Raw genomic sequence first — 24,727 nt, 5'->3', positions numbered from 1 at the left:
GCATGGCTAAGCCTTCCTTCTTGAAGGATGGGCCGACGGATTCGTCTTAACGGCATTCATGAAAAAAAACAACATAGAACTAGATGATTTGATGGAGCATTTCTCCGCAGCAAACCAGCTTTTGATCCGGCAGGCAATGACATTGGTCGGAGAAGTGGCGCGGCCAAAACTATGCCGGCGTCCGCGAGGGGCTGATGTGGCGTCGATTCTGGCAGGTTTTCATGTCGATGCCGAAACGATCATGGCGGCCGTGCTGTCGGACCCGGTCTTTAACGAGGCGCGACCGGATTTCGATTTTGCCGCCCGCTTCGGGGAAACCGTCGCGGCATTGGTGCATGACGTTAACTGGTTGAACCGGCAAAAGGTGTATTCCACCGAGATGGCGGAGCAGCCCAATCAAGCGGAAATTCTGCGCCGTATGTTGTTCTCGGTGATCAAGGATGTTCGCGCGGTCTTGATCAAACTGGCCTATCGGATACAACGGCTGCGCAATATTGCCGGCGAGGACTATGAAATCCGGCGTTATATCGCCCGGGAAACGCTCGATATCTATGCGCCGATCGCCAATCGGCTGGGCGTCAGTCAACTCAAGTGGGAATTGGAGGACTTGGCTTTCCGCTATTTGCAGCCGCAGACTTATCTGAAACTGGTCAAGTCGTTGGCCGAGACCCGCCTGCAACGGGAAGAATGCGTCAACCGTTTCATCACCGTCTTGGAGGATACTTTGCGGCAAGAGCATATATCGGCCGAGATCGCCGGTAGGCCCAAGCATTTGTACAGTATTTGGAAGAAGATGAAACGCAAACAATTGGCCATCGACGAGCTGTATGATTTGCTGGCGGTGCGTGTCATTGTCGATAAATTAACGACCTGCTATACGGTGTTGGGCATCGTTCACGACCGTTGGCAATACATACCGAAGGAATTCGATGATTATATCGCCAACCCAAAAACCAACGGCTATCAATCCTTGCATACGGTGGTGCTCGACGAACAGGGGCATCGCATCGAGGTGCAGATCCGAACCCGGGACATGCATGAGTTTGCCGAACTGGGGGTGGCGGCGCACTGGCGTTATAAGGAAGGCAGCCATCACAGCACCGCGGTCGATAAAAACATCGCCTCGTTGCGTAAGTTGTTGGACGATCGGGAAGGCGATGAACAATTGCTGGAAGGTTTCAAGACCGAATTGTTTTATGACCGGGTCTATGTGTTGACGCCGGCCGGGCGTTTGATCGATCTGGTCAAGGGTTCGACCCCGGTCGATTTCGCCTATGCCGTGCATACCGAAGTCGGGCATCGTTGCCGCGGCGCCAAGGTCAACGGCCGCATCGTGCCGTTGACTTATCAATTGCAGACCGGTGAACGGGTCGAGATCCTGACGGCCAAGGAAGGAGGGCCTAATCGGCAATGGATCGAACCGCACCTGGGTTATCTCAAAAGTCCGCGCGCGATTTCCAAGGTAAAGGGGTGGATCAAACAGCAGAGCTACGACAAACATTTGGCCGCCGGCCGAAAAATCGTCGAAAAACTAATGCAGACAACCGGGCACGGTCAGGAAGCCATCGGCGAGTTGCTCGATCATTTCAAGGTGAGTGATGAAGAACGGCTATTGGTCATGGTCGGTCGCGGCGAAATTACCGGCACTCAGTTGCAAAATGTCTTCAAAAAACCGGAATCGGTTCGTTTCGTTTCCCGAGGCAAAGGCGGCAAGAAAACCAAGAAAGAGATACTGGTCGAAGGCATCAGTAATGTCGAAACGACCTTGGCGCACTGCTGCAATCCCGAAGTCGGCGACGATATTATCGGTTTTATCACCCATCATAAAGGCATCACCATCCATACCCGGGAGTGTGAAAATATTCTGCATTTGTCCGAGCAACAACAAACGCAACTGGTGGAGGTGAGTTGGGCAGGGGAATCCTGAGGGTTATGCCCTGGAGGATTTCCGTTTTTTCCCTAACGAAGTGCGCAGGCTCAGGGTTCAAAACCAGCGGCTGGTTTTTTTGCACAATGCCACGAGTGCCAGCATCAACGGCACTTCGATCAGCACGCCGACCACGGTCGCCAAGGCTGCGCCGGACGACAAACCGAATAGCATTACCGCCGTCGCGATCGCTACCTCGAAATGATTGGAAGCGCCGATCAAAGCCGACGGAGCGGCGTTTTCATAGGAAAGTCCCCAAAGCTTGGCCAAAAAATAGGTGATGACGAAGATAAAAACGGTTTGAATCGCCAAGGGTATCGCAATCCACAGAATCGTTAACGGATTCGCCGTGATCACGTCCCCTTTGAAGGAAAATAGCAATACCAAGGTCAGCAGCAACGCGATGATGGTGATCGGCGTCAGAATATGCAGGAACTTCTGTTCGAACCAGGCCGTGCCCTTGTGGGCGATGATCCATTTGCGGGAATAATAACCGGCCAGCAACGGCAAGGCGACATAGATGCCGATCGACAATAACAAGGCTTGCCAGGGCACCGGCAATTGGCCGACGCCGAGCAAAAAGCCACCGATGACGCCATACAATAACAACATGACCAGCGAATTGATCGCGACCATGACCAGCGTGTGGCCGGCATTGCCGTGGGCCAGGTGGCCCCAAACCAGCACCATTGCGGTGCAGGGTGCCACGCCCAATAGGATGCAGCCGGCCAGATAACTGCGCCACAGCGGTACTTCCAGCATCTTTATGCCGTCATGCATGACCACCGTTCCGGAGCCATAGCCGCTGCCGATCGGCAAATCCAGGCCAAACGGCATTTTGACCAGATCCACCGCATCGGCTCCGATGAGCCCTTGAAACAAAGTGCCTAAAAATAGCAAGGCGATGCCGTACATCGTAAACGGCTTGACCGCCCAGTTGATGAACAAGGTCAGCGAAACCGGTTTGATGCTCTTGCCGGCCTTGACGACTTCGGCAAAGTCGATCTTCACCATGATCGGGTACATCATGAAGAACAGGCAAATGGCAATCGGGATCGAAACGACCGGCGCGCCGTTGACATCGATGCTCAGGCCGTCCAGCGTTTCCGCAAATTCCGGCGCGACCGCCCCGAGGGCAATGCCGGCGGCGATGCATAGGGCCACCCATAAAGTCAGGTAGCGTTCGAAGAAGCCCATATCGCGGCTTTTTTCAGTCATCTTCAGTCCTCTTTATGCGGATAATCGGCCAATCTCGTTCAACTTGGCGCTTAACTCATCGGCAGACATCCTTTCCAAAGGCAGTTCCAGCATTTTTTCGACGCGTAATTTCAGCGTGGCGAAGGTTTGCTCGAACGCGGCGATCTTTTCCTCTTCGGTTCCTTCGACATGCCCGGGATCGGCAACGCCCCAATGCGCTCGCACTGCCTTGGTTAGGTAGACCGGACAGGTTTCCCCGTGGGCGTTGTCGCAGACGGTAATGACGATATCCATTTTCTGGTCTTCGAAATCTTCCCAGGACTGGCTTTGGTAGCCTTCTGTCGGCAGTCCATGTCGCTTTAAAGTCGCCAAGGCTCCTTGATTGATTCGTCCGATCGGATGGCTACCGGCGGAAAAGGCTTGGATGCGGCCTTGGCCGAGATGATTGAACAGGGCTTCACCCATCACGCTGCGGCAGGAGTTGCCGGTGCAAATCACGAATACGTTTAACAAGGTAATTTCTCCGTTTGATAGTTAAGGAGGCGTAGATAAATCCGTCCTGGATTTATCTACGCCCGGCTAAGGAAAATGCGCTGTCCCTTAACCTTACAAAATCAAACGCTTATTGCGATCGATTTTGGTCGTGTGTCCCTGAACTTGAGGAAATGCTGAATTAATCAGCATTTCCTTAACCACAGCAGGATGAAGACTTGCTTGCGGCAGGACGGCAAGTAAAAGGGTTTTCCCCGTCAGATGTGGCTTGACTATCGTTGAAAGTCGGTATCTCGCTCAAAGAATGGAAGGATTCCCAGGCGATGCCTTGCGGGTCGGTGATCCAGTATTTATCGGAACGCGCATAACAGCAAGCTGCTCCGTTCTGCTCCTCGATCGGCGCTTGCGTGGCATCCAATTGGTGTTTGATGGCGTGCAATTCTTCCTCGTTTTCGGCCTGGATACCGAGATGATCGAGCCCTAGGCGTTTGCTGCGGTTGGAAATCGCAAAATTGACGCGAGGATCGTCCAGCATCCATTTGGCATAGTCTTCGTGTTGTACTGTCGGTCGGCAACCAAACAGCGTGCTATAAAAGTCGATGTTTTGTTCGAGGTCTTCGACGGCAAGATGGATGTGTAGTCGTTTCATAATAATGTTTTTATTGGGATATATGGATAAAAATATATTAAAAATAGAATTAAATCAACAGCATAGGCTGTTATCGGGACGATTTTCCATGTGCTGTAAGCGCTGAAAATCAGCCTGAAATTGGCTGCTGTCCCGGACAGCGGATAAGGCTTGCTTCAATAATGGATAAGCCCATGTTGGCAGACGGGGATTGATCTGGTAAAAAAACCATTGGCCCTCGCGGCTATCCAAAAGCAGGCCGTATTGGCGCAATTGCGCCAGATGCCGGGAAATTTTCGGTTGGGATAAGTCCAGCGCCGCCGTCAATTCGCACACACAAAGCTTGCCCTCTTGCTGCAGTAAAGTCACGCAACGCAAACGTGTGTCATCGGACAAGCATTTGAAAAATAAAGAGGGGGTCAGCATTTTTTATCTTGTTAATGGATATATGTATAATCATATATAAATGTTTCGATGTTTTCAATGCAATATTTACGTATCTATATCATGCTTAACAAAGTCTTATTAATACGTAGATCGATTTTTCGATTTCATTGGTTTTTAGGCAGCCGTCCAATCCTTCAATTTTCGCGGCGTCCATAATCCTCGTGGAGAAAAATCATGGTTTGCCGTGATTTTGAATGAGTTGAAATATTGACCGGACGTTGCTGTACGGCTTGGATAGTATGGTGGTGATCGCAATCTGTTCTATTGCGGTGATAACGTAGATAAATACGGTCAGGCGAAATGGCCAGGAAATATCGGCCAGAAACAACGGATAGATTGCAATGGCCACGGATACAGCGGAAAGCTTGGCCAGCCAGGTATGGTAGCTGGTGGATTTGCCGAATTTAAGATAACTGTAGGCTAGCGGTATCAGAAAACAGGCAATGATTACATAAACGTAAATATCTTCCCGATGAACGATATCGCGCCATAACCACCAGGTGCCGAAGCCGACGGTCAAATAAGTGATGAGATCGGCCCAACTGTCCAATTGGGCGCCGAACTGTGTGACCTGATTGGTCAAGCGCGCGGCCAAGCCATCCAGGGCGTCGGTGAAAAAAGTCAAGGCTAGCAGGATCAGAAAGGCTTGACCATGACCAAACCATGCCAACCATAACAAGCAAGGCGCGAATAAAAAACGACTGCCGGTTAACAGATTCGGCAGTGTCAGGCGGGGATGTATTTCGCTCAGATGAAGCGGCATGATAGCTAAACCTCATGTCTCATTCTGACGTTACAATATTATGACAGGTAGGCTTGAGTAAAGTTTAAAGTCATTTGGCAATTCGGAATGAAAGGAAGATAAGGGGGTAAAAAAACGGCAGGCAAAAAAAATGCGGCTGAGAAAGCCGCATTGAGTGAGTTTTTAGGATATATGCTCTGAAAAAAAGTGTTCCTGTAACTTAGGAGCGCATTTAAGAGTTGCGCTTATTCTAATGATTATCGAACAAGTGGGGAATGTGACAAATCGTCGCGTGACAGTTTGTCGCACCCTTTCAGAGCGACATGCTTTGTTGGACAACAAGATTGCTGAGTTCGGCGAACTCGGTCAAGGTGAGAGATTCCGCCCTAAGGTTGGGGTCGATTCCCAAGGCTGCTATTTGTGCTTCGCTGATCAATTTCCCCAGAGAATTGCGGATTGTTTTGCGGCGCTGGGAAAAAGCCTGGGTTACGACGTCATTTAAAGTTTTAAAATTGTATACCGAAACGATCGGTTTTGTATATGGTTGTAATCTGACAATGGCCGACATCACCTTTGGCGCCGGGTCGAAACTTTCCGGCGGCACCTCGAACAAGAATTCGGTTTCGCAAAAATATTGCATCATGACACTCAAACGGCCGTATTTCTTGCTGCCGGGTTCGGCGCAGATTCTATCGACGACTTCCTTTTGCAGCATGAAGTGCATATCTTCGATTTGTGCGCTGCTGTCCAATAAATGGAACATCAGGGGGGTGGAAATATTGTAGGGCAGGTTGCCGATGATGCGCAGTTTTTCGTCGTTTGACGTCAGTGTCGAAAAATCGAAATTGAGAGCATCGGCGCTGTGGATGGTTAAATTGTCGTAGTTTTTAAATTTTTCCGACAGATAAGCGACCAGATCCCGGTCCAGCTCGATGATATCCAATTTGACCTTTTCCTGTAATAGCGGCTCGGTCAGGGCGCCCAGGCCGGGGCCGATTTCCACCCAGTGTTGGTTTTCATCGAGCTGAATATGGGAAAGAATGTTGCTGATGATATTGTGGTCTTGCAGAAAATTCTGACCGAAACGTTTACGGGCTTTGTGTGCCATGATTAATGTCTTTTTCCTGTCGCCATGGTTAATGCCGTTGCAATTGCATAGTGCAGGCTACCGGCTTCGGCCTTGCCGGTAGCGGCTAGTTCCAATGCGGTGCCGTGGTCTACCGAAGTGCGGATGATCGGCAGTCCCAATGTGATGTTGACTGCTTGACCAAAACCGATATGTTTGAGTACCGGCAAACCCTGGTCGTGATACATTGCCAGGATGGCGTCGGCCTGCTGCAAATATTTCGGAGTAAAAATGGTATCGGCCGGCAATGGGCCGGAAAGGTTCAAGCCTTGAGATCTGAGTTGGCTGATGACCGGTTCGATGATTTCGATTTCCTCCCGCCCTAAATGACCGTTTTCGCCGGCATGCGGATTCAGTCCGCAAATCAAAATACGGGGGCTGGCGATGGCGAAACGCCGACGCAAGTCGGTGTCCATTATAGTAATGACCTGTGTTAGCAGATCCGCATCGATGGCCTTGCTGACGGCGGCTAGTGGTAAGTGCGTGGTTGCCAACGCGACTCTAAGGCCGGGCGTCGCCAGCATCATCACGGGGTGTCCACCGGTAATCGCGGCGATAAATTCGGTATGCCCGCTAAACGGGATGCCGGCTTCGTTGATCACGGCCTTGTGCACCGGCGCCGTTACGATGGCATCGAAGCGTCCCTGTAAACATTCCCGGGTTGCTTGCTCGATTGTTTGCAAGACATAGCGGCTGTTGCTCGGATTTAACCGTCCTGCTTGACAAGGTTCGGCCAAGGCGATGGGGAAAACTGACAGATTCCCGGGGCGTCGCGGTGTTGCCGGAGCGGTGCTGCCGAAATCTTTTAAGGTAATCGGCAGATTGATTTGTGCGGCCCGTTGCGAAATTAAGTCGGGATCGCCGAACACCACGATTTCGCAATCGTGTTCCTGTTGTGCCAATTGAATGCAAAGGTCTGGGCCTATACCGGCCGGTTCTCCGGCAGTCAGCGCGATGCGATGAATGGTCATGTAAAAATAAAGATTAGGAGCAAATGCCCGCTTCTAGTTGACAAGGCCGCAATAATGCCAAGCAATCATTCCGCTTTATTGCGGGGTATGTTCTTGACATATTTTTTCACTGTCTTCGGAAGTAAGCTTTTCTTGGGTCAATTGACAGAAAAAACCACCGTTTTTCGTGCTGAAATGTTTGCACGTTTTGCACATGCCGAAGCTGTGGGAATTATTGGCTTTCTGCAAGGCCGTCAAAGCATGGGCAAAGATTTTATCACCGCTCATGCTGGGTATGTCGCTATTGAAAATTGTCACGGCTTTTTCGAACAATTCGGAGGGCCTGGCTTCCTGCAAAATTTCTTTTCCTTTCGGCAGCAGGGAAAGATGAACAACCCGCTTGTCGGCTATATCTTGTTTTTTTTCGATATAGCCTTTCTTTTCCAGAATAATGATTGACTGCGATACGGTGCCACGGGTCATGCCCAGAAAATTGGCGGTCGCGGCGGGCGTGTCGCTATATTTATTGCAGCGGGCAAGATAATTCAACAACTGGAAATGAACCGGTTGTAGGCCTAATTCGGTGCACTTACGGCGCTCCTCGGTGCGAATCAGCGCGGCCATGCATTCGATAAATTCATAAATATCAGTTTTTTGCATGGCTCATATTCTATTAGGGTGCATATCTGTTGACAATAAGAAAGGGGATGCGTTAAATTGATGTCGAATCGAAATTACTAGATTGCTAGAGCGTTTGTCAAATTAAGTCGGCTCGAATGTTAAGCACATGACCGGTAGTTTATACTACCGGTATTTTTTTATTAAACATGAATTGATAAATTCATTATTTATTTTGGCTGCCGGTTTGCGGGTAAAAGCAATCGATCGCAAACAGTGGAAAAATAACTACTTAAAATTCAAGTGAAGCTACATCCTCGTCTCTTGAGTTTAAGGCTGGAAAGTTTTCTGTTGGAAGCACAATAGAGGCTGTTTGTTGCTTTATTTTATGATTTAATTATCGATTCAAAATTAATTATTCGGATGACGGGAACTCAACATGAAGATAACGATAAAACAACTGAATAAAACGATTCTGGCGGGTGCAGTGACGATGCTTCTGTCATCCGGCGCTGTCCAGGCGGATTCCAATTCCAAGGCCCATCAATTGTACCAAGAGAACTGCGCCAGTTGTCATGGTGCGGACCATGGCGGTTATCTGGCCCCGGCCCTGAATTCGGAAACGTTAAAGGGGCGTAGTCCAACCGTGTTGCGAAGCACGATTATGACCGGAAGTTTCGAAACCTTGATGCCTCCGTTCTACGGCCGTTTATCGGATGACGATATTCGGGCCTTGGTCAAGCACCTGCAATCGACTCCGAAATTGCCGAATCCTGCCTGGACGATGGACGATATGAAAAAGTCGCTCAAGGTTTATGTCAAGGACGAGAGTTCCTTGCCGAGCGCGCCGACCTATCAAATCGATAATATCGACGATCTGATCGGGGTTGCCGCCCGGGGGAAATATGGCCGTGGCGCGGGATCCAAGGCGGTCTTCATCAATAGCAAAACCCATCAGCAAGTCGGCGAGATCGCTACCGGAACTGCCGCGCATATCATCGATTTCAATCCTGCCAACCCGCGTTGGGCCTATGTCAAGACCGATACCGCCGAGATTTTCAAGGTCGATTTGTATTCGATGCAAGCGGTGCGTAGCATCAAGACCGGCTTCAACGGCCCGGGCATGGGCGTTTCGCGTGACGGTAAATACATCATGGCCGGAACCTTCGTGCCTCATGTAGCCGTGATTCTCGATGCGGAGACGCTGGAACCGTTAAAAACGTTCGAACTGGAAGGGGTGGACCCGGACGGCAACATGGTTTCCTCCGATTCCGGCATGGTCATCGGCACCCCTTATGCTGATATCTTCGCCATCGCCCTGGAAAATGCCGGCCAGGTTTGGGTAGTCGACCTGAAGGAAGGTTTTCCGGTCACCAAAATAAAGAACGTCGGCCGTCATTTGCATGACGCCTTCCTGACCCATCAAGGCAGAAAATTGATGGTCGCATCCTACGACGACAGCATCGTAGCCGTGATCGATTTGGAAAAACGCGAAATCATCAAAAAACTGCCGGCGGGTTGTGTGCCGCATGTCGGCGGCGGTTCGGCGGTCAAAGTTGGCGGCCGAACCTTGGGCTTCGGAACCAACTTCGGTACCTGCGACAAAACCGTGGTCAGCGTCTGGGATTTGGATAAGATGGAAGTCGTCAAGCAAGTGCCGGTCTCCGGCGGTACCGAGTCGCCGGCCGCGCATGCCAACGCGCCTTATGTCGCCGTAGACATCATCACCAAGGATAGACGCGCCCGCACGATTCAATTGATCGATAAGAACTCGCTGGAAGTGGTTAAAACACTGGATGTCGGTGGCCATGCTTATTTCCCTGAATACAGCGCCGACGGCAAATATCTGTATGTGAGCGCCGGTTACAGCGGCGATGAGGTAGTCGTTTACGACTCACATTCCTTGAAAAAAGTGGCCACGGTGCCGATGGAAAGTCCTGCCGGTATTTTCTCTCGCGGCCGCGTTAAATACATGACTCGCGGTTTGTCACCTGACGAAATGGAGCTGGCTAATGCAACTCATTAAACATTCTGCCCTGTTGTTGGCCGGCTTGCTGCTGGCGGGCTCCGCCCAGGCGGCCAGCATTTATGCCGGCCAGGCCAAGGCCGCGGCCGTTTGTTCACAGTGCCACGGAATTCGCAATCCCAGCGTCGGCGCTCCTTTTCCGCCATTGGCCGGTCGTGACGTCGAGTATCTGAAAACGGCCTTGAAGCAATACCGCGACAAGACCCGAGTTTCCGAGATCATGAACAATATTGCCGGTTCCCTGAGCGATAGGGATATCAATAATATAGCCAATTATTACGGGCGATTGAAACCTTGAGAGGATTGCTGATGGCATTGGTCTTGACGACCAATGCCTGGGCCGACGAACCTAGTGTTGAACGGAAGCAGGAATTGGTCAATTTGCTCAAACATGATTGCGGTTCCTGCCACGGCCTTCGGTTAAGGGGAGGGTTGGGGCCGTCGCTGTTACCCGAGAAACTAGCAGGAAAGGAAGACCGATTTCTAGTGCAAACCATATTAAACGGCCGACCGGGTACCGCGATGCCACCGTGGCGTGATTTTATCAGCGCAGAGGAGGCATCCTGGTTGGTTGGTTATCTGCGTCGCAACCAGTAGGTCTCAACCTGTGCGACGTTTCAAGGCGTTGACTTCGTCTTCCCGCATTGCGTTAATAACCAAGTAGGCCGCCTTCTTGAATTCTTTACCATGAAGCATATGTTTTTCCGAATCTTTTGGGCCATTATGTTGATGTCCGGCGCGGCTAATGCGGAACTTCGCGCGACGGGTGATTTGGGTGTCATCATCGAACGGGAGCGGGGCAGCGCGTTGTTGGTCGATACCAGTCAAAAAAAGGTGCTGGCTCAAATCGATGACTTGGGCGATTTATCCCACGCCTCGGTCGTGTTTTCCCGCGATCAGCGCTATGCCTATGTGTTTGGCCGTGATGGCGGATTGAGCAAAATCGACCTGCTGCAGGACAAGATCGATAAACGTATCGTCCAGGCAGGCAATAGTATCGGCGGGGCGATTTCCCAGGACGGAAGCTTGATTGCCGTTTCCAATTATACGCCAGGCGGCGTCAAAATCTTTGCCAGCGACACTCTGCAACCAGTGGCCGACATTCCCGCGTTATATGACGGCGGCAAGCCTTCCAAGGTCGTGGGCTTGGTCGATGCGCCGGGGCAGCGTTTCGTCTTCAGTCTTTTCGACGGTGGAGAAATCTGGATCGTCGACATGAAACAACCGAACAATCCGCGTATACAAAAGTTTAAAGACATCGGCAAGCAGCCTTATGATGCCATGTTGTCACCCGATGGCCGTTATTATATCGCCGGGCTATTCGGCGAAAGCGGTCTGGCGTTATTGGATTTGTGGCAACCGGAAAAAGGTGTCATGCGCATCCTTGGCGATTACGGCAAGCATGAGGAAAAACTGCCGGTTTATAAGATGCCGCACCTGGAAGGCTGGGCCATGGCCGGTGAGTGGATGTTCGTGCCGGCGATGGGGCGGCACGAAGTATTGGTCGTCGATAAGCGCGATTGGCATTTGCTCAAGCGCATTCCCGTTCTGGGCCAGCCGGTGTTCGTGATGGCCAGGCCCGATGGTCGGCAAATCTGGGTCAATTTCGCATTCCCCGATAACCAGCATCTACAGGTCATCGACGTCAAGGATTTGCGCATCGTCGAGTCTTTACAGCCGGGTAAGGCGGTATTGCATATGGAGTTTAGCCCTAGAGGAGAAGAAGTATGGGTATCCGTGCGCGATGACAACCGTATTATCGTCTATGACACCGACAGTTTTCGCGAAAAGAAACGCTTTTCGGCCGACAAGCCCAGCGGTATCTTTTTTTCCTCGCGCGCATATAAGTTGGGGTTGTGACGTTGACTCCCTTGCATGAGCGGTTGTTGAACGATTTTCAGCAGGATTTTCCGCTAACGCCGCGGCCTTATCAGGCCATTGCCGATTCGCTCGGGGTGACCGAGGAAGAGGTGTTGTCGGCGCTGCGGGAATTGAGCGATGAGCGCTTGATCAGCCGTATCGGGCCGGTGTTTCGGCCCAACCGCATCGGCAAGAGCATGTTGGTGGCGATGGCGGTGCCGGCCGATCAATTGCCGCGGGTGGCGGACATCATCAGCCGTTTTCCCGAAGTCAATCACAATTACGAACGGGAAAACCGTTTCAACCTATGGTTTGTGTTGATCGCCAACAGCGAAAAGCATTTGCAACGAACTTTGCTCGAAATCGAAGGGCAAACGAACTGTAAGGCGATGCGTCTGCCGCTGCTGACGGATTACTTTATCAATCTTGGCTTCGAACTGGAATTGGATAATGGATGCAATCGATTGTCGTCTGATTGAGGCGGTGCAAAAAGGGTTGCCGCTCAGCAGCCGGCCTTATGCCGATATCGGTAAGTTGCTGGATTTGAACGAGCAGGAGGTCATTGTCCGGTTAGACGCGTTAAAAAAACAAGGGCTGATTTCCCGCCTGGGCGTCATCGTCAATCACCGCCAGTTGGGTTACCGGGCCAATGCCATGGTGGTGATCGATGTGCCGGATGCCTTGGTCGATCAGATTGGCGGCCACATCAGTCGCTTCAAGTTCGTCAATTTGTGCTATCGGCGTCCGAGGCAAGGCGAAGTCTGGCCGTACAACCTGTATTGCATGATTCATGGCAAGAGCCGGGAACGGGTGCTGGAGCAATTGCAGGACCTGATCGAAGCGTGTGGCTTGGGGCAATTTACGATGGAGGTGTTGTTCAGTAAGCGTTGTTTCAAACAACGGGGTGCTATTTATAAACCCAGCAGCAAACAATCTTTTAAATTAGCCCATGGATGAATTGGATAAACGTCTGATCAACCATCTACAGGATGGTTTTCCGATTTGTGATGCGCCTTACGCCAAAGTGGCCGAGCAAATTGGCATCACGGAACAAATTTTGTTGCAACGCCTGCAGGCCTTGTTGGATCAGGGTATTCTGTCGCGTTTCGGGCCCATGTATCATGCCGAACAATTGGGAGGGGCGCTGACGCTGGCGGCGGTCAAGGCGCCAGAAGAACGTTTCGAGCAAATCGCCGAGATCATTAATGCCTTTCCCGAGGTCGCCCACAACTATGCCCGTGAACATGAATTGAATATGTGGTTTGTCCTGGCGACCGAATCCCCCGAACAAATAGGTGAAGTGATCGAAAAAATCGAACGGCAAACTGGCTTACAGGTTTATAACATGCCGAAAATAAAAGAATATTATGTCGGCTTGAGGTTTGAAGCATGACGTTGGATGCCGTTGACCGGCAAATCATTCTGGCGACCCAGGCCGGCTTGCCATTGGTTCCCCAGCCTTATCGGTTTGTCGCCCGGCAAGTCGGCATTAGTGTTGAAGAACTCATGCGGCGGATGGAAGCCATTCGCGAAAGCGGAGTCATCCGTCGTATCGGCGCGGTGCCGAATCATTACAAGTTGGGGTATAAGTTCAATGGCATGACGGTTTGGGATGTAAACGATGACATGATCGACGAGTTGGGTGCGCAAGTGGGCCGACTCGATTTCGTCAGTCATTGTTATCATCGGCCGAGACATCTGCCCGATTGGCCGTATAACTTGTTCGCGATGGTGCATAGCAAGAGCAAGGAGGGGGTGCAGGAAAAAATCGCCGTAATTGAGCAGGTGTTGGGTAAGCATTGCCGCGGTCAGACGGTGCTATACAGCAGCCGCATCCTGAAAAAAACCGGCTTGCGCATCGGAGGATAACATGTTCCGTCTGAGTCAATACATGCGGGAAGTCTTGCAGCCGACGCCCCTCAAACCAGGGCGTCAGCAATCGGGGCCGGTGGTGATTTGGAATTTGATACGGCGTTGCAATCTGACCTGTAAGCATTGCTATACCACGTCGGCCGATATCGATTTTCCCGGGGAATTGAGCCGCGACGAAGTCTATCGCGTTATGGACGATTTAAAGGTCTTCAGGGTGCCGGTGTTGATTCTGTCGGGCGGCGAGCCGTTGCTGCATCCCGATATTTTTTCTATTTCGCAACGAGCCAGGGATATGGGGTTTTACGTTGCCTTATCCAGCAACGGCACCTTGATTACCGAGGACAATATCGACCGCATTGCCGCGATCGGTTATCAATATATCGGCGTCAGCCTGGACGGTATCGGCGAGACCCACGATAAGTTCCGGCAAAAAACGGGCTCTTTCGCCGATTCGATGGCGGGTATCCGCTTGTGCCGTGAGCGGGGCATTAAAGCCGGCGTGCGTTTTACCCTGACTCAGGACAACAATTCGGATTTTCCCGCCATGCTGCAATTGATGGACGAAGAGGATCTGGATAAGTTTTATTTATCGCACCTGAATTACGGTGGTCGCGGCAATAAAAACCGCAAGGACGATGCCGGTTTCCGCATGACCCGCGAGGCAATGGATTTACTGTTCGAAAGGTGTTTGCGTTGGGAGCAAGACGGATTGCACCGCGAAATCGTCACCGGTAACAATGATGCCGATGCCGTGTATTTCTTGCATTGGGTCAAGAAGCGTTTTCCCGACAGGGTCGAACATATTCGAGCCAAATTGGAACAATGGGGAGGCAATGCCTCGGGAGTGAACGTCGCCAATATCGATAATCTGGGTAATGTTCACCCGGATACCTTCTGGTGGCATTACAGTCTAGGTAATGTGCGCGAGCGGCCGTTTTCCCAAATTTGGACGGATGTTTCCGATCCGTTGATGGCCGGATTAAAGTCCAGTCCGAGGCCATTGCGGGGGCGTTGCCGAACCTGTCATTTTCAGAAGATTTGTAATGGCAATACCCGAGTAAGAGCGCAGCAAATCTATCGAGACCCCTGGCAAGAAGACCCTGGATGTTATCTCGATGATGAAGAAATTGCCGGTTATGGGGCTTGAATCATTGTTTTAGCCTTTAACCGCGAACGCAAGGGACGAAGAACACAGAGAAAATTATGCAATTTCTTGTTTGATCAAGGCGAGGGATTTGGGGGGGCATGAAAACTTCCGTGTTCTCTGTGTTCTTCGTTTTGACCTCAAGGTTAGGGAATTCAGTCGTTATGAGATGGAACTCGTGCCCAAGGCTTAACCTTTACCGGGTAGCATGCCGACGGAGCCTGGTTTGATGCGTTTGCAGGTCACGACGACGTCTTCTAAATGACAGCTTTGTAAACCGGGTTCGTCCGAACACTCGTTACACGCGACTTCGCCGGTGTTTTTCACTGCTTCAACATGCCAACCATAGCCTTGGGTTTGGCAGAATTTTTTACTATATCTTTTAATGTTATAGGATTTTTGCGCTGTTTGCTGGGCTTTTTCGAGTTTTTCGCATTTTGCGGATGGCAGCGTATTGGCCATTAAATCACGATAGATGTACTCGGTGGCTAAACTTGTGCCGGAAAAGCAGAGAGTTGGCAGCAATAAAGCAAATAATTTTGTTTTCATAGACACTCCTCAAATATTTTTTATAGTTATTATCGGCTTCGATAGCTACGGTTATTTCAAGACTCTGATATTCATGAGTCTGAGTTCTTCATTATCCATCATAAGGTTTAAACCACCGGCTTTAGCCGGTCAGCTTTAGCTGCGATAATTTGCCCAAGGAGGTGGCGATGGACTATAGATACGGCAGCCATACGGTTTACCAAATTGAGTATCATTTTGTTTGGGTTACGAAGTATCGTTATAAAGTGCTGAAGGATGAAATAGCCGAACGAGTGAGAGACTTGGTGCGGCAGACATGCGAAGCCTTTGAGATACGGATTATCAAAGGTGTCGTGAGCAAAGATCATGTGCACATTTTGGTGAGTGCGCCGCCGACTATGGCCCCAAGCGAAATCATGAGGCGAATCAAGGGACGAACTTCGAGCTATCTGTTCGAAGAGTTCCCGCACTTGAAAAAGCGATATTGGGGTCGACATTTTTGGGCCCGCGGTTATTTTTGCGCCACAGTGGGGCAAATGACTGATGAGATGATAAAGCAATATTTGGAGCATCACTTTGAACCTAATCCAAACGATAATTTCAAAATGGAGCCCGACTAAGACGCGTCGTTTAGTCGACGCGTATCCGGACTTTCAGTCCGTTATTGGAACCCACCCGCTTGAGCGGGTGGTTGTTTAGTTTGCTGTTCTTTGATTGGCGCGTATTTGTCGTTTTCGTTTTTCTTCACCGCGATAATGACGCTCACGGCGATAATAGCGGTAAGAGCGATGTAAAGAATTGAACGATCTTTTTCTTGGGTTTCGGACATGATGACCTCCTTTATTAATATCGAGTCGATACATTAATACAGAAATCGGAGGTTAGTCAAGTAATATAGAGTCGATATTAGCATTGTGTCTATCGATTTGTGTGTTTTTTCGATTTAATCCGCCCTTTGCCCTGATTGTCTGGCTTGTTGCGGCTTGTTTTTCCAGGGGCGTGATGAAACGGCTAGGGCAAGGATCAGCGTTAATAAAAGCCAGTCTCTGCCGATCAGAATCAAGGCGGTCCAGCCGTAATTGCCGTAGGGTTGCCGGAATTCGTCGATCAAATCTCCAAGGAGAATGACCGATAACATGAAGGGGACAAACAAACGAATCAGAAAGCTCCAACCTGCGCCGACTTTGAAGCTGGAGATGGCATTGATATGGCGACGTAAGGTGGGTAAGTGAAATATCCAGCCGATGACGATGCATTCGAGGATGCCGACTAGGATCAAGCCGTAATGGGTGATGAAATGATCAATAATATCCAGCCATAAAAGACCGGCTTGACTGGTAAAGACCGTACCGCCGATAAAACCGAGGGCGCTAACAAAAGTGACCAATAAGCGACGGTTTAAGGAAAATTTATCGATCATTGCCGAAACAAATGCCTCGATGATGGAGACCGCCGAGGATAAGCCGGCCACAGTCAGGCATAGAAAAAATACCGCGCCAAACAAGTTTCCGCCGGGCATTAGACTGATCGCTTTCGGATAGGCGACGAACGCTAGGCCGATGCTTTCGTTGACGACATCGGCAATTTCTTTGCCTTCGCTTTGTGCCATGAAGCCGAGTACGGCAAAAACACCGAAGCCGGTCAGCAGGGAATAGCCACTGTTAATGAAAGCGATGATCATCGCATTGCGAGTAATATCGGTTTTGTCTGGGAGATAACTGGCATACGCAATCATGATGCCGAAACCCAGGCTAAGGGTAAAAAAGATTTGGCTGTAGGCATCAATCCAAACTTCGGGCTGGGTGAGTTTGGAAAAATCAGGTGTCAAATAGACACTGATGCCATGGCTGGCGCCCTCTAATTGTAACGACCAGAATACCAAGATGAGCGTCAGTACCAGCAACAACGGCATCATGATTTTGTTAGCTAATTCGATGCCTTTTTGCACACCGCGATAGACAATGAACCAATTAGCCAACCAGATGACGATTAGGCTATACAGAATGGGCGTGCGGATTTCGCCAAATTCGCCAGGACTATCGGAAACGCGAAGAAACTCCTGGAAGAAAAACTGGTTAGGGTCGTTCCCCCACGCCAGGTTAAAAGAGAGGGTAAAGAAATTCAGGCACCAAGCGATGATCACGGAATAGTAAAGTTCGATGCCGAACATGACAAAAATAACCGACCACCAGCCCAACCATTCCCAGCGCCTGCCGATTTTTCGATACGCAAGCGGTGCCGATCCGACTCGTTCGTGTCCGATGCTATATTCCAGAATCAAGAGAGGTATCCCTGCTGTTAGTAATGCGGTAAAGTACGGAATCAGAAAGGCCCCGCCGCCATGTTCATAGGCCAGGTAACTGAATCGCCAGATGTTGCCAAGGCCAATTGCCGAACCGACCGCGGCAAATATAAAGCCAACTTGAGAATTCCATTGCGCCCTTGCCATTCCCCCCCCCTCCGATCTACAATTCATGTAATGATTTTATATCGATTCTGTAGCACAATTTATTTTTCATGCAAATTATCTGTATTGGCGAATCTCGATTGCTAATTGTCTCTTGACTGGTCTGTTGATAAAAAATATAATAATAAAAATAAGTTAGTCTATTAGGTTAGCTAGTTTCAATGCTTTGTCATTCGGCCCCGTTCATGGGGTTTTTTTATTTTATGGGCGTAAGTTAGTTTGAAACTTCAAGTTTAGTTTGGTTGTTTATGGAAGAGCCGTAGGCTCTTTTTTTTTGTGTGAAAAAAGGTGATGGCATCATGAAGCAGGCTCCTGAGCATTTGGTGAAACTGATCGAACCAATTGTGGAAGGTCTTGGTTATGAATGTGTCGGTATTGAGTTTAATCCTCACCCCCAACATGGGATGTTAAGGGTCTATATCGATAGTGAAAATGGAATCTTACTGGATGATTGCAGCAAAGTCAGTCACCAATTAAGTGGCATGTTGGATGTCGAGGACCCTATTCCGGGCAATTATCAGTTGGAAGTGTCGTCTCCGGGAGCGGATAGGCCTTTTTTTAAATTGAGCCAGTTTGAACGCTTCATCGGTAGCACTGTCACGGTGAATTTATTTAAACCGATTAATAAACGAAGAAAAATTACTGGTTTGATTCAGAAAGTCGAGGATGATGTCGTCGTTCTTCTGGAAGGGGATCAAACCTATGATATTCCATTTAAAGCTATGAGTAAGGCGCGACTGGTGCCTGAATTTTTACTCAATAAAGGAGTTCGCAGTGGCAAATAAAGAAATTTTGTTAGTAGCAGATGTTTTTGCTAATGAAAAGGAAATAGATAAAGAGATTGTCTTCCAAGCAATCGAGTCTGCGCTAGAAGCTGCGACTGTTAAGCGACATGAAAATCGAATTAAGGTTCGGGTAGCGATTAACCGGGCAACAGGCAATTATGCCACGTATCGGCGCTGGGAAGTTGTCGATGCCAATGATGAAATCGATGGTGATGTCGAGTTTCCTGAATCTCAGGTGTTGTTGGAAGTTGCGCAATTGGATAATCCGGACATCGAGGTCGGTGATTTTGTCGAGGAAGAAATTGAATCTGTAGCGTTTTGCCGGATCGCCGCGCAGACGGCCAAACAGGTGATTATCCAGAAGGTTAGGGAAGCGGAACGACGCAAAGTCGTGGAGGCCTATAAGGAAAAAATTGGCGAGCTGGTTACGGGTGTAGTGAAACGGCTCGAGAAAGGCAGCGTTTACTTGGATCTCGGCGGTAATATCGAAGCCTATATTCCTAGGGAAGAAATGATTCCCAAGGAAGCCGTTCGTATGGGCGATAGAATAAGAGGGTATTTGAAAGACGTACGCTCCGAGCCGCGTGGACCGCAATTGTTTGTTAGCAGAACGGCGCCGGAATTATTGATTTCCTTGTTCCGCCTGGAAGTGCCGGAAGTGGGAGAGGGGGTGGTAGATATTAAGGCTGCCGCCAGAGATCCGGGGTCGCGGGCAAAGATTGCCGTGAAGAGTAATGATCCTCGGTTGGATCCGGTCGGCGCCTGCGTGGGCATGAGAGGGTCGAGAGTGCAAGCCGTTTCCAATGAGTTGTCCGGCGAGCGCGTCGATATCGTGCTGTGGAACGAGAATGAAGCTCAATTTGTCATCAATGCCATGGCTCCGGCGGAAATTGAATCGATCGTTGTCGATGAAGATAATCACAGCATGGACGTCGCCGTTGCCACGGACAGTTTGTCGCAAGCCATAGGCCGGGGCGGGCAGAATGTTCGGCTGGCTAGTGAGTTGACCGGTTGGGAATTGAATGTGTTGGATGCGGCGGCGGCGGACAAAGACCATGATGAGGTATCGGCGAAAGCAAAACAGGAGTTTATCGAGAAATTGGATGTGGATGATGAAATTGCCGAAATATTAGTCGAAGTAGGGCTTAACAATATTGAAGAAATCGCTTACATACCAGTCGATGAGTTGCTGGAAATTGAAGGGTTCGATGAGGAGCTGGTTGAAGCATTGCGAAGCCGCGCTAAAGATGCCTTATTGATCAGTGCGATCGCTTCGGAAGAAAGAATTGAAACTTCACAGCCAGCTCAGGATTTGCTGGAAATGGAAGGCATGGATGAAGAATTGGCGCATGAAATGGCGGCCAAGGGTATCATTTGCATGGATGACTTGGCCGAACAGTCGATTGATGACATTTTGGAATTCACCGGCATGAACGAAGAGAAAGCGGCAAAATTGATTATGAAAGCCCGCGAACCATGGTTTGCGGATAAGCAGGGTGAACAGGCAGGGGGATAAGCATGAGTGAGAAGACAGTACAGGAATTGGCCAAAATTGTTGGAATACCGCTAGAACGGTTTTTAGAACAGTTGAATGAAGCGGGACTGGCTCCCCATGCCCCCGAGGATGTTGTCAGTGAAGACGACAAAATGAAATTGCTGGCGCACTTGCGTAAACGTCACGGTAAATCTGACGCCGATGAGTCGGCTACGGCTCCCAAAAGAATTACGTTAAAGCGGCGCAAGGTCACCGAGTTAAAGCAGGCGTCAATACCAGGTTCCGCTACCAAAACGGTCAGTGTGGAAGTCCGCAAAAAGAAAACCTATATCAAACGGAGTGAAATTGCTGCTCCGGATGAGGGCAGGGAAGTCAAATCGACTAACGAAGCGCTGCAGGAACAAATGGCGGCCGCAGAAGAAGTGTGCCGGCAGCAGGATATAAAATTGCAGGAAGTGGTTAAGGAAAAGAGACGGCAGGAAGTCGAGGTTGCTGCTGAAATTACACGCCCAGCGCAGGAGCCGGTGAAGGCAAAAGAAACCACTGCTAAGCAAGAAAAGCCTGTAACGGAGCCGTCCGAACCAGGTATGAAGGAGAAACCGGCAGAGGAGCCTGAAGTACAAGCAGCGGTGGAGGTTGAAGCCGAAAAAGAAGGAACGGTGCAGGCAAAATTAAGTGCCGAGGAATTGGAAGCCCAGCGACTGGAAGAGGAGAAAAAACGCAGACAGGAAGAAGCGGTGCAAAGAACCGCGGAAAAAGTCAGAAGGCAGGCGGAAGCCAAGAAGCAACAGACTCTGCATAAGAAAAAGCAAGAGCCGCGCGGGAAAAGGGCAGTGGGCGACGAAGGAACGGATTTTAGCAAGAGTGAGCCTGGCAGAAAAGCAAAAGGGAAAAAAGGTAAACAGCGCCGAGAAAAAGGAGAAGTCGAATTAGCGATGCAGGTTAAGCATCAGTTCGAAAAACCTGTCGAGCCGGTCGTAAGGGATGTGTTGATTCCGGAAAATATCATCGTCTCCGATTTGGCCATGAAGATGAGTGTCAAGGCCGCCGAGGTCATTAAGCACCTGATGAAGCTGGGGATGATGGCCACGATAAACCAGTCTATCGACCAGGAAACCGCGGCTATTCTGGTCGAGGAAATGGGGCACAATCCTATCATGCAGAGTGAGGATGATCTTGAGCAGGAAATGTTGGCCGGGGTGCAGAATGTCGATGAAGAGCGAGAATTAAGGCCAAGGGCGCCGATTGTGACCATTATGGGACACGTCGACCATGGTAAGACCTCATTGTTGGATTATATTCGCAAGACTAAAGTCGCCGCCGGCGAGGCAGGCGGAATCACTCAGCATATCGGTGCCTATCAAGTCAAAACTGACCACGGTTCGGTAACTTTCCTGGATACCCCGGGTCACGCGGCCTTTACCGCGATGCGTGCCCGTGGCGCCGAATTGACCGATATCGTGATCGTGGTCGTGGCCGCCGATGACGGCGTGATGCCGCAAACCAAGGAGGCCATTGAGCATGCTCGCGCTGCGGAGGTGCCGTTGATTATCGCGATCAACAAGATCGATAAACCGGAAGCCAATCCCGACAAAGTGATGCAAGAATTGGCCAGCATCGATGTCGTACCGGAAGAATGGGGCGGCGATGTGCAGTTCCTCAGGGTTTCGGCCAAAACCGGTGCAGGAATCGACGACTTGATCGAGGCATTGATCTTGCAAGCCGAAATTCTAGAATTACAGGCGCCGTTCGAAGGTGTTGCCTCCGGTATCTGTATCGAGTCTCGTTTGGATAGGGGGCGTGGGGCTGTCGCCACGATATTGGTCCAGAAAGGGAATTTGAAGAAAGGGGAAATGATTCTCTGTGGTCATGAATACGGGCGGGTTCGCGCCATGTTCGACGAGAATGGCAAGGCGGCGAAGGAGGCGGGACCGTGTGCGCCGGTGGAAGTCTTAGGCTTGTCGGGTACGCCTGATGCCGGTGACGAGTTTTTGGTGGTGCAGAACGAACGTGTGGCCAGAGAGTTGGCGGAACATCGGGAAGAACGTAAAAAATCCAGCAAACATGCGGCCCAAGCCGCCTCCAAGCTGGACGAGGTTTTTTCCAAGATGTCGGCCGGCGAAATGGCAACGGTCAACCTGGTTATCAAGACCGATGTGCAAGGTAGCTTGGAGGCTTTGCGTGAATCTTTGGTCAAATTATCCACCGACGAAGTTCAAGTAAAATGTGTTTACGGCGGTGTTGGCGGCATTAACGAGAGCGACGCCAACCTGGCGTTGGCGTCGGGTGCGATTCTGATCGGCTTCAATGTGCGTGCCGACGCGACGGCGCGAAAGTTGATCGAAGAAAAAGATATCGATCTGCATTATTACAGCGTGATATATGACGCGATTGACGAAGTCAAGCGTGCGATCAGTGGTATGATGGCACCTGAAATACAGGAAAAAATCGTGGGTTTGGCCGAGGTGCGGGATGTGTTTCGTTCGCCAAAATTCGGTTCCATCGCCGGTTGTATGGTCATCGATGGTTACGTCAAGCGTAATCTGCCGATTCGGGTATTGCGCGACAACGTTGTTATTTTTGAAGGCGCGTTGGAATCATTGCGCCGCTTCAAGGATGACGTCAACGAAGTCAAGATGGGGATGGAATGCGGTATCGGTGTTAAGAATTACAATGACGTCAAAGTCGGCGATCAGATCGAAGTATTCGAACGAGTAGAAGTCAGACGGGAAATATAACGGATGGCAAAAGAATATGGCCGCAGTGATCGTGTGGCATCACAAATGCAAAAAGAGCTGGCGTTCGTTTTGCAGCGCGAGATTAATGACTCACGCTTGGGTTTTATCACTGTCAATGAGGTGGTGGTGTCCAAAGACCTGGCCGTGGCAAAGATCTACGTGACAGTTTTGAATGCGGACGAAGAGGGGAAGCAGCGTAACATCGACGTGTTGAATGAGTTGGCCCCGGCCATTCGGCATGAGGTGGCAAGACGCATGCGTTTGCGGCATATCTCCGAATTTCGCTTCTATTATGACAATTCATTCGATACCGGGATGAGGGTAGCCGAGCTGCTCAGGGATAAGGACGACTAGCAAAAATAATGGCAAAACGTAAATCGGGGCGCGATATCCATGGCATCCTGTTGTTGGATAAACGTTTGGGGGTATCTTCCAATAAGGCTTTGCAGGAAGTGCGGCGATTGCTCAATGCTAATAAGGCGGGCCATACTGGAAGCCTGGATCCAATGGCGACAGGGCTGTTGCCCTTATGTTTCGGCGAGGCGACCAAGGTTTCCGGATTGCTTTTGGATGAAGATAAGCGTTATCGCTTTGTCATGCAGCTAGGCGTGATGACGGACACCGGTGATATTGAGGGAGAGGTCGTTAAGCGAATGCCGGTGCCTAAGTTATCGGAGCAGCGCTTGCAAGATTGCATCCGGCAATTTACGGGCGATATTGACCAGGTGCCGCCGATGTATTCGGCCTTGAAGCATCAGGGCAAGAAGCTCTATGAATTGGCGCGGGAAGGCAAAGTCGTTGCGAGAAAGGCACGCCGGATACGCATTCATTCGCTGCGTTTGTTGGCATCGGAAGGCGATTTGCTGACGATGGAAGCGCATTGCTCCAAGGGGACTTATATTCGCTCCTTGGCCGAGGATATCGGCCATTATTTAGGTAGTTGCGCGACGGTGAAAGTGCTGCGTCGCACCGCTTCCGGCCGCTTTAGCATCGAGCAGGCCTACACCCTGGAGCAACTGCAGGCCATGAGCGAAAGCCAATTGTTGAATAGCCTGATTGCCGTGGATAAGCCGCTCGAAAGCATCCCGGCGGTGCGCGTTTCAACCGAGCAGGCCGAGCGAATCCGGCAAGGTCAACAGCTTTGCATCGAAGAGTCGGGCCAAGGAATGGTCAGAATGTACAGTGAACAGGGATTTTTGGGTTTGGGAGAAATGCTTTTGAATGGTAAACTAGCGCCGAAAAAATTGTTCCTTCTGCACAATGAGGTTGCCTGAAAAACAGGCAGTAAAGAACATCGGTTTCTACACCCTATGGTGGAAACCATGTAAATCGTGGCCATCGTGGCGATGGCTTTAATTTTTATTACTAATCGATAGGGATTAATAATGCCGTTTACAGCTGAACAAAAGAAATCCGTTGTTGAAGAGTACCGTTTGTCGGAAAACGATACCGGTTCGCCAGAAGTACAGATTGCCTTACTGACTGCGCACATCGCTCATTTGACACCGCACTTTGCTGAACACAAAAAAGACAATCACTCTCGCCGTGGTTTGTTGAGAATGGTTAATCAGCGTCGCAAGTTGCTGGATTACCTGAAAAAGAAAGACGTGGAACGCTATCGTTCGTTAATCGATCGTTTAGGTCTGCGTAAATAACGTTCTGGAAACGGCACATTCTGTGCCGTT

General features: G+C 50.2%; 28 protein-coding genes. 17 read left to right on the top strand and 11 right to left on the bottom strand.

The features are described from left to right. The first annotated feature begins 58 nt into the window (after window positions 1-58). Entirely contained in the window at window positions 59-1,927 is a 1,869-nt protein-coding gene (locus tag EP25_RS0107085; protein ID WP_051906461.1) for a RelA/SpoT family protein, read from the top strand. 57 nt (window positions 1,928-1,984) lie between these two features. On the opposite strand, the gene arsB is transcribed toward EP25_RS0107085, so the two are convergent. The 8 genes from arsB to EP25_RS0107045 form a co-directional block, all read right to left on the bottom strand. Beyond that, complete coding sequence (arsB, locus tag EP25_RS0107080) at window positions 1,985-3,145, bottom strand: ACR3 family arsenite efflux transporter (RefSeq protein ID WP_031433223.1); 1,161 nt, start codon at window positions 3,143-3,145, stop codon at window positions 1,985-1,987. A 12-nt stretch (window positions 3,146-3,157) separates the two neighbouring features. Further along, window positions 3,158-3,637, bottom strand: coding sequence for an arsenate reductase ArsC (locus EP25_RS0107075; RefSeq protein ID WP_031433222.1), 480 nt, complete (start codon window positions 3,635-3,637; stop codon window positions 3,158-3,160). A 175-nt stretch (window positions 3,638-3,812) separates the two neighbouring features. Next, window positions 3,813-4,265 (bottom strand): ArsI/CadI family heavy metal resistance metalloenzyme, encoded by a 453-nt coding sequence (locus EP25_RS0107070; protein WP_031433221.1) that lies wholly within the window; start codon window positions 4,263-4,265, stop codon window positions 3,813-3,815. 54 nt (window positions 4,266-4,319) lie between these two features. After that, complete coding sequence (locus EP25_RS0107065) at window positions 4,320-4,670, bottom strand: metalloregulator ArsR/SmtB family transcription factor (RefSeq protein ID WP_031433220.1); 351 nt, start codon at window positions 4,668-4,670, stop codon at window positions 4,320-4,322. 193 nt (window positions 4,671-4,863) lie between these two features. Further along, window positions 4,864-5,454, bottom strand: a complete 591-nt coding sequence (locus EP25_RS0107060) for a CDP-alcohol phosphatidyltransferase family protein (RefSeq protein ID WP_031433219.1) — start codon at window positions 5,452-5,454, stop codon at window positions 4,864-4,866. Between the two features lie 292 nt (window positions 5,455-5,746). Beyond that, window positions 5,747-6,541: a 16S rRNA (adenine(1518)-N(6)/adenine(1519)-N(6))-dimethyltransferase RsmA gene (gene rsmA / locus EP25_RS0107055; RefSeq protein ID WP_031433218.1), complete on the bottom strand. Its 795-nt coding sequence runs from the start codon at window positions 6,539-6,541 to the stop codon at window positions 5,747-5,749. A 2-nt stretch (window positions 6,542-6,543) separates the two neighbouring features. Continuing rightward, window positions 6,544-7,530, bottom strand: coding sequence for a 4-hydroxythreonine-4-phosphate dehydrogenase PdxA (pdxA, locus tag EP25_RS0107050; RefSeq protein WP_031433217.1), 987 nt, complete (start codon window positions 7,528-7,530; stop codon window positions 6,544-6,546). A gap of 75 nt (window positions 7,531-7,605) precedes the next feature. Then, window positions 7,606-8,169 carry a MarR family winged helix-turn-helix transcriptional regulator gene (locus EP25_RS0107045; RefSeq protein ID WP_031433216.1) on the bottom strand — a complete coding sequence of 188 codons (564 nt, stop codon included), beginning with the start codon at window positions 8,167-8,169 and terminating at the stop codon, window positions 7,606-7,608. 397 nt (window positions 8,170-8,566) lie between these two features. On the opposite strand from EP25_RS0107045, the gene EP25_RS0107035 reads away from it, so the two are divergent. The 9 genes from EP25_RS0107035 (at window position 8,567) to nirJ (ending at window position 15,032) form a co-directional block, all read left to right on the top strand. Continuing rightward, window positions 8,567-10,153: a nitrite reductase gene (locus EP25_RS0107035; RefSeq protein WP_031433215.1), complete on the top strand. Its 1,587-nt coding sequence runs from the start codon at window positions 8,567-8,569 to the stop codon at window positions 10,151-10,153. Then, entirely contained in the window at window positions 10,140-10,451 is a 312-nt protein-coding gene (locus tag EP25_RS0107030) for a c-type cytochrome (RefSeq protein WP_031433214.1), read from the top strand. Before EP25_RS0107035 ends, EP25_RS0107030 begins: the two co-directional genes overlap by 14 nt. A gap of 11 nt (window positions 10,452-10,462) precedes the next feature. After that, window positions 10,463-10,750, top strand: coding sequence for a c-type cytochrome (locus EP25_RS0107025; protein WP_031433213.1), 288 nt, complete (start codon window positions 10,463-10,465; stop codon window positions 10,748-10,750). Between the two features lie 90 nt (window positions 10,751-10,840). Then, window positions 10,841-12,013, top strand: coding sequence for a cytochrome D1 domain-containing protein (locus tag EP25_RS0107020; protein ID WP_031433212.1), 1,173 nt, complete (start codon window positions 10,841-10,843; stop codon window positions 12,011-12,013). A 2-nt stretch (window positions 12,014-12,015) separates the two neighbouring features. Then, the gene (locus EP25_RS0107015; protein WP_200875087.1) at window positions 12,016-12,492 is read left to right on the top strand and encodes an Lrp/AsnC family transcriptional regulator; all 477 of its coding nucleotides are present in this window, start codon (window positions 12,016-12,018) and stop codon (window positions 12,490-12,492) included. Next, window positions 12,464-12,970: a siroheme decarboxylase subunit beta gene (gene ahbB / locus EP25_RS0107010; RefSeq protein ID WP_051906459.1), complete on the top strand. Its 507-nt coding sequence runs from the start codon at window positions 12,464-12,466 to the stop codon at window positions 12,968-12,970. Before EP25_RS0107015 ends, ahbB (EP25_RS0107010) begins: the two co-directional genes overlap by 29 nt. Further along, the gene (locus tag EP25_RS0107005) at window positions 12,963-13,406 is read left to right on the top strand and encodes an Lrp/AsnC family transcriptional regulator (RefSeq protein ID WP_031433209.1); all 444 of its coding nucleotides are present in this window, start codon (window positions 12,963-12,965) and stop codon (window positions 13,404-13,406) included. The genes ahbB (EP25_RS0107010) and EP25_RS0107005 overlap by 8 nt, the downstream gene beginning before the upstream one ends. Then, on the top strand, window positions 13,403-13,882 hold the full coding sequence (gene ahbB, locus EP25_RS0107000; protein ID WP_031433208.1) for a siroheme decarboxylase subunit beta: 480 nt from the start codon (window positions 13,403-13,405) through the stop codon (window positions 13,880-13,882). Before EP25_RS0107005 ends, ahbB (EP25_RS0107000) begins: the two co-directional genes overlap by 4 nt. A 1-nt stretch (window position 13,883) precedes the next feature. Further along, window positions 13,884-15,032, top strand: a complete 1,149-nt coding sequence (nirJ, locus tag EP25_RS0106995) for a heme d1 biosynthesis radical SAM protein NirJ (RefSeq protein WP_031433207.1) — start codon at window positions 13,884-13,886, stop codon at window positions 15,030-15,032. Window positions 15,033-15,218: 186 nt separating this feature from the next. Here nirJ and EP25_RS0106990 read toward each other — a convergent pair whose 3' ends face one another. After that, complete coding sequence (locus EP25_RS0106990; RefSeq protein WP_031433206.1) at window positions 15,219-15,578, bottom strand: hypothetical protein; 360 nt, start codon at window positions 15,576-15,578, stop codon at window positions 15,219-15,221. Window positions 15,579-15,745: 167 nt separating this feature from the next. On the opposite strand from EP25_RS0106990, the gene tnpA reads away from it, so the two are divergent. After that, the gene (tnpA, locus tag EP25_RS0106985; RefSeq protein ID WP_031432165.1) at window positions 15,746-16,177 is read left to right on the top strand and encodes an IS200/IS605 family transposase; all 432 of its coding nucleotides are present in this window, start codon (window positions 15,746-15,748) and stop codon (window positions 16,175-16,177) included. A 41-nt stretch (window positions 16,178-16,218) separates the two neighbouring features. Here tnpA and EP25_RS23435 read toward each other — a convergent pair whose 3' ends face one another. Together EP25_RS23435 and EP25_RS0106975 are read right to left on the bottom strand one after the other, a co-directional pair. Continuing rightward, window positions 16,219-16,386, bottom strand: coding sequence for a hypothetical protein (locus EP25_RS23435; protein ID WP_160172711.1), 168 nt, complete (start codon window positions 16,384-16,386; stop codon window positions 16,219-16,221). A gap of 114 nt (window positions 16,387-16,500) precedes the next feature. Next, entirely contained in the window at window positions 16,501-18,006 is a 1,506-nt protein-coding gene (locus EP25_RS0106975; RefSeq protein ID WP_031433205.1) for a sodium-dependent transporter, read from the bottom strand. 317 nt (window positions 18,007-18,323) lie between these two features. Here EP25_RS0106975 and rimP point away from each other — a divergent pair, with 317 nt between their 5' ends. From rimP to rpsO, 6 genes are all read left to right on the top strand, one after another. Continuing rightward, complete coding sequence (gene rimP / locus EP25_RS0106970) at window positions 18,324-18,809, top strand: ribosome maturation factor RimP (RefSeq protein WP_031433204.1); 486 nt, start codon at window positions 18,324-18,326, stop codon at window positions 18,807-18,809. Next, window positions 18,799-20,325 (top strand): transcription termination factor NusA, encoded by a 1,527-nt coding sequence (nusA, locus tag EP25_RS0106965; protein WP_031433203.1) that lies wholly within the window; start codon window positions 18,799-18,801, stop codon window positions 20,323-20,325. The genes rimP and nusA overlap by 11 nt, the downstream gene beginning before the upstream one ends. 2 nt (window positions 20,326-20,327) lie before the next feature. Continuing rightward, the gene (gene infB / locus EP25_RS0106960) at window positions 20,328-23,042 is read left to right on the top strand and encodes a translation initiation factor IF-2 (RefSeq protein ID WP_031433202.1); all 2,715 of its coding nucleotides are present in this window, start codon (window positions 20,328-20,330) and stop codon (window positions 23,040-23,042) included. A 3-nt stretch (window positions 23,043-23,045) separates the two neighbouring features. Further along, the gene (gene rbfA / locus EP25_RS0106955) at window positions 23,046-23,396 is read left to right on the top strand and encodes a 30S ribosome-binding factor RbfA (RefSeq protein WP_031433201.1); all 351 of its coding nucleotides are present in this window, start codon (window positions 23,046-23,048) and stop codon (window positions 23,394-23,396) included. 8 nt (window positions 23,397-23,404) lie between these two features. Beyond that, window positions 23,405-24,316, top strand: coding sequence for a tRNA pseudouridine(55) synthase TruB (gene truB / locus EP25_RS0106950; protein WP_031433200.1), 912 nt, complete (start codon window positions 23,405-23,407; stop codon window positions 24,314-24,316). A 111-nt stretch (window positions 24,317-24,427) separates the two neighbouring features. Continuing rightward, window positions 24,428-24,697 (top strand): 30S ribosomal protein S15, encoded by a 270-nt coding sequence (rpsO, locus tag EP25_RS0106945; RefSeq protein WP_031433199.1) that lies wholly within the window; start codon window positions 24,428-24,430, stop codon window positions 24,695-24,697. The last annotated feature ends 30 nt before the right edge of the window (window positions 24,698-24,727 follow it).

The organism is Methylomarinum vadi, assembly GCF_000733935.1.
In the GTDB taxonomy this organism is placed as follows: Bacteria; Pseudomonadota; Gammaproteobacteria; order Methylococcales; family Methylomonadaceae; genus Methylomarinum; species Methylomarinum vadi.
The sequence above is the reverse complement of the archived record's forward strand: the minus strand, read 5'-3'. Positions and strand labels throughout refer to the sequence as shown.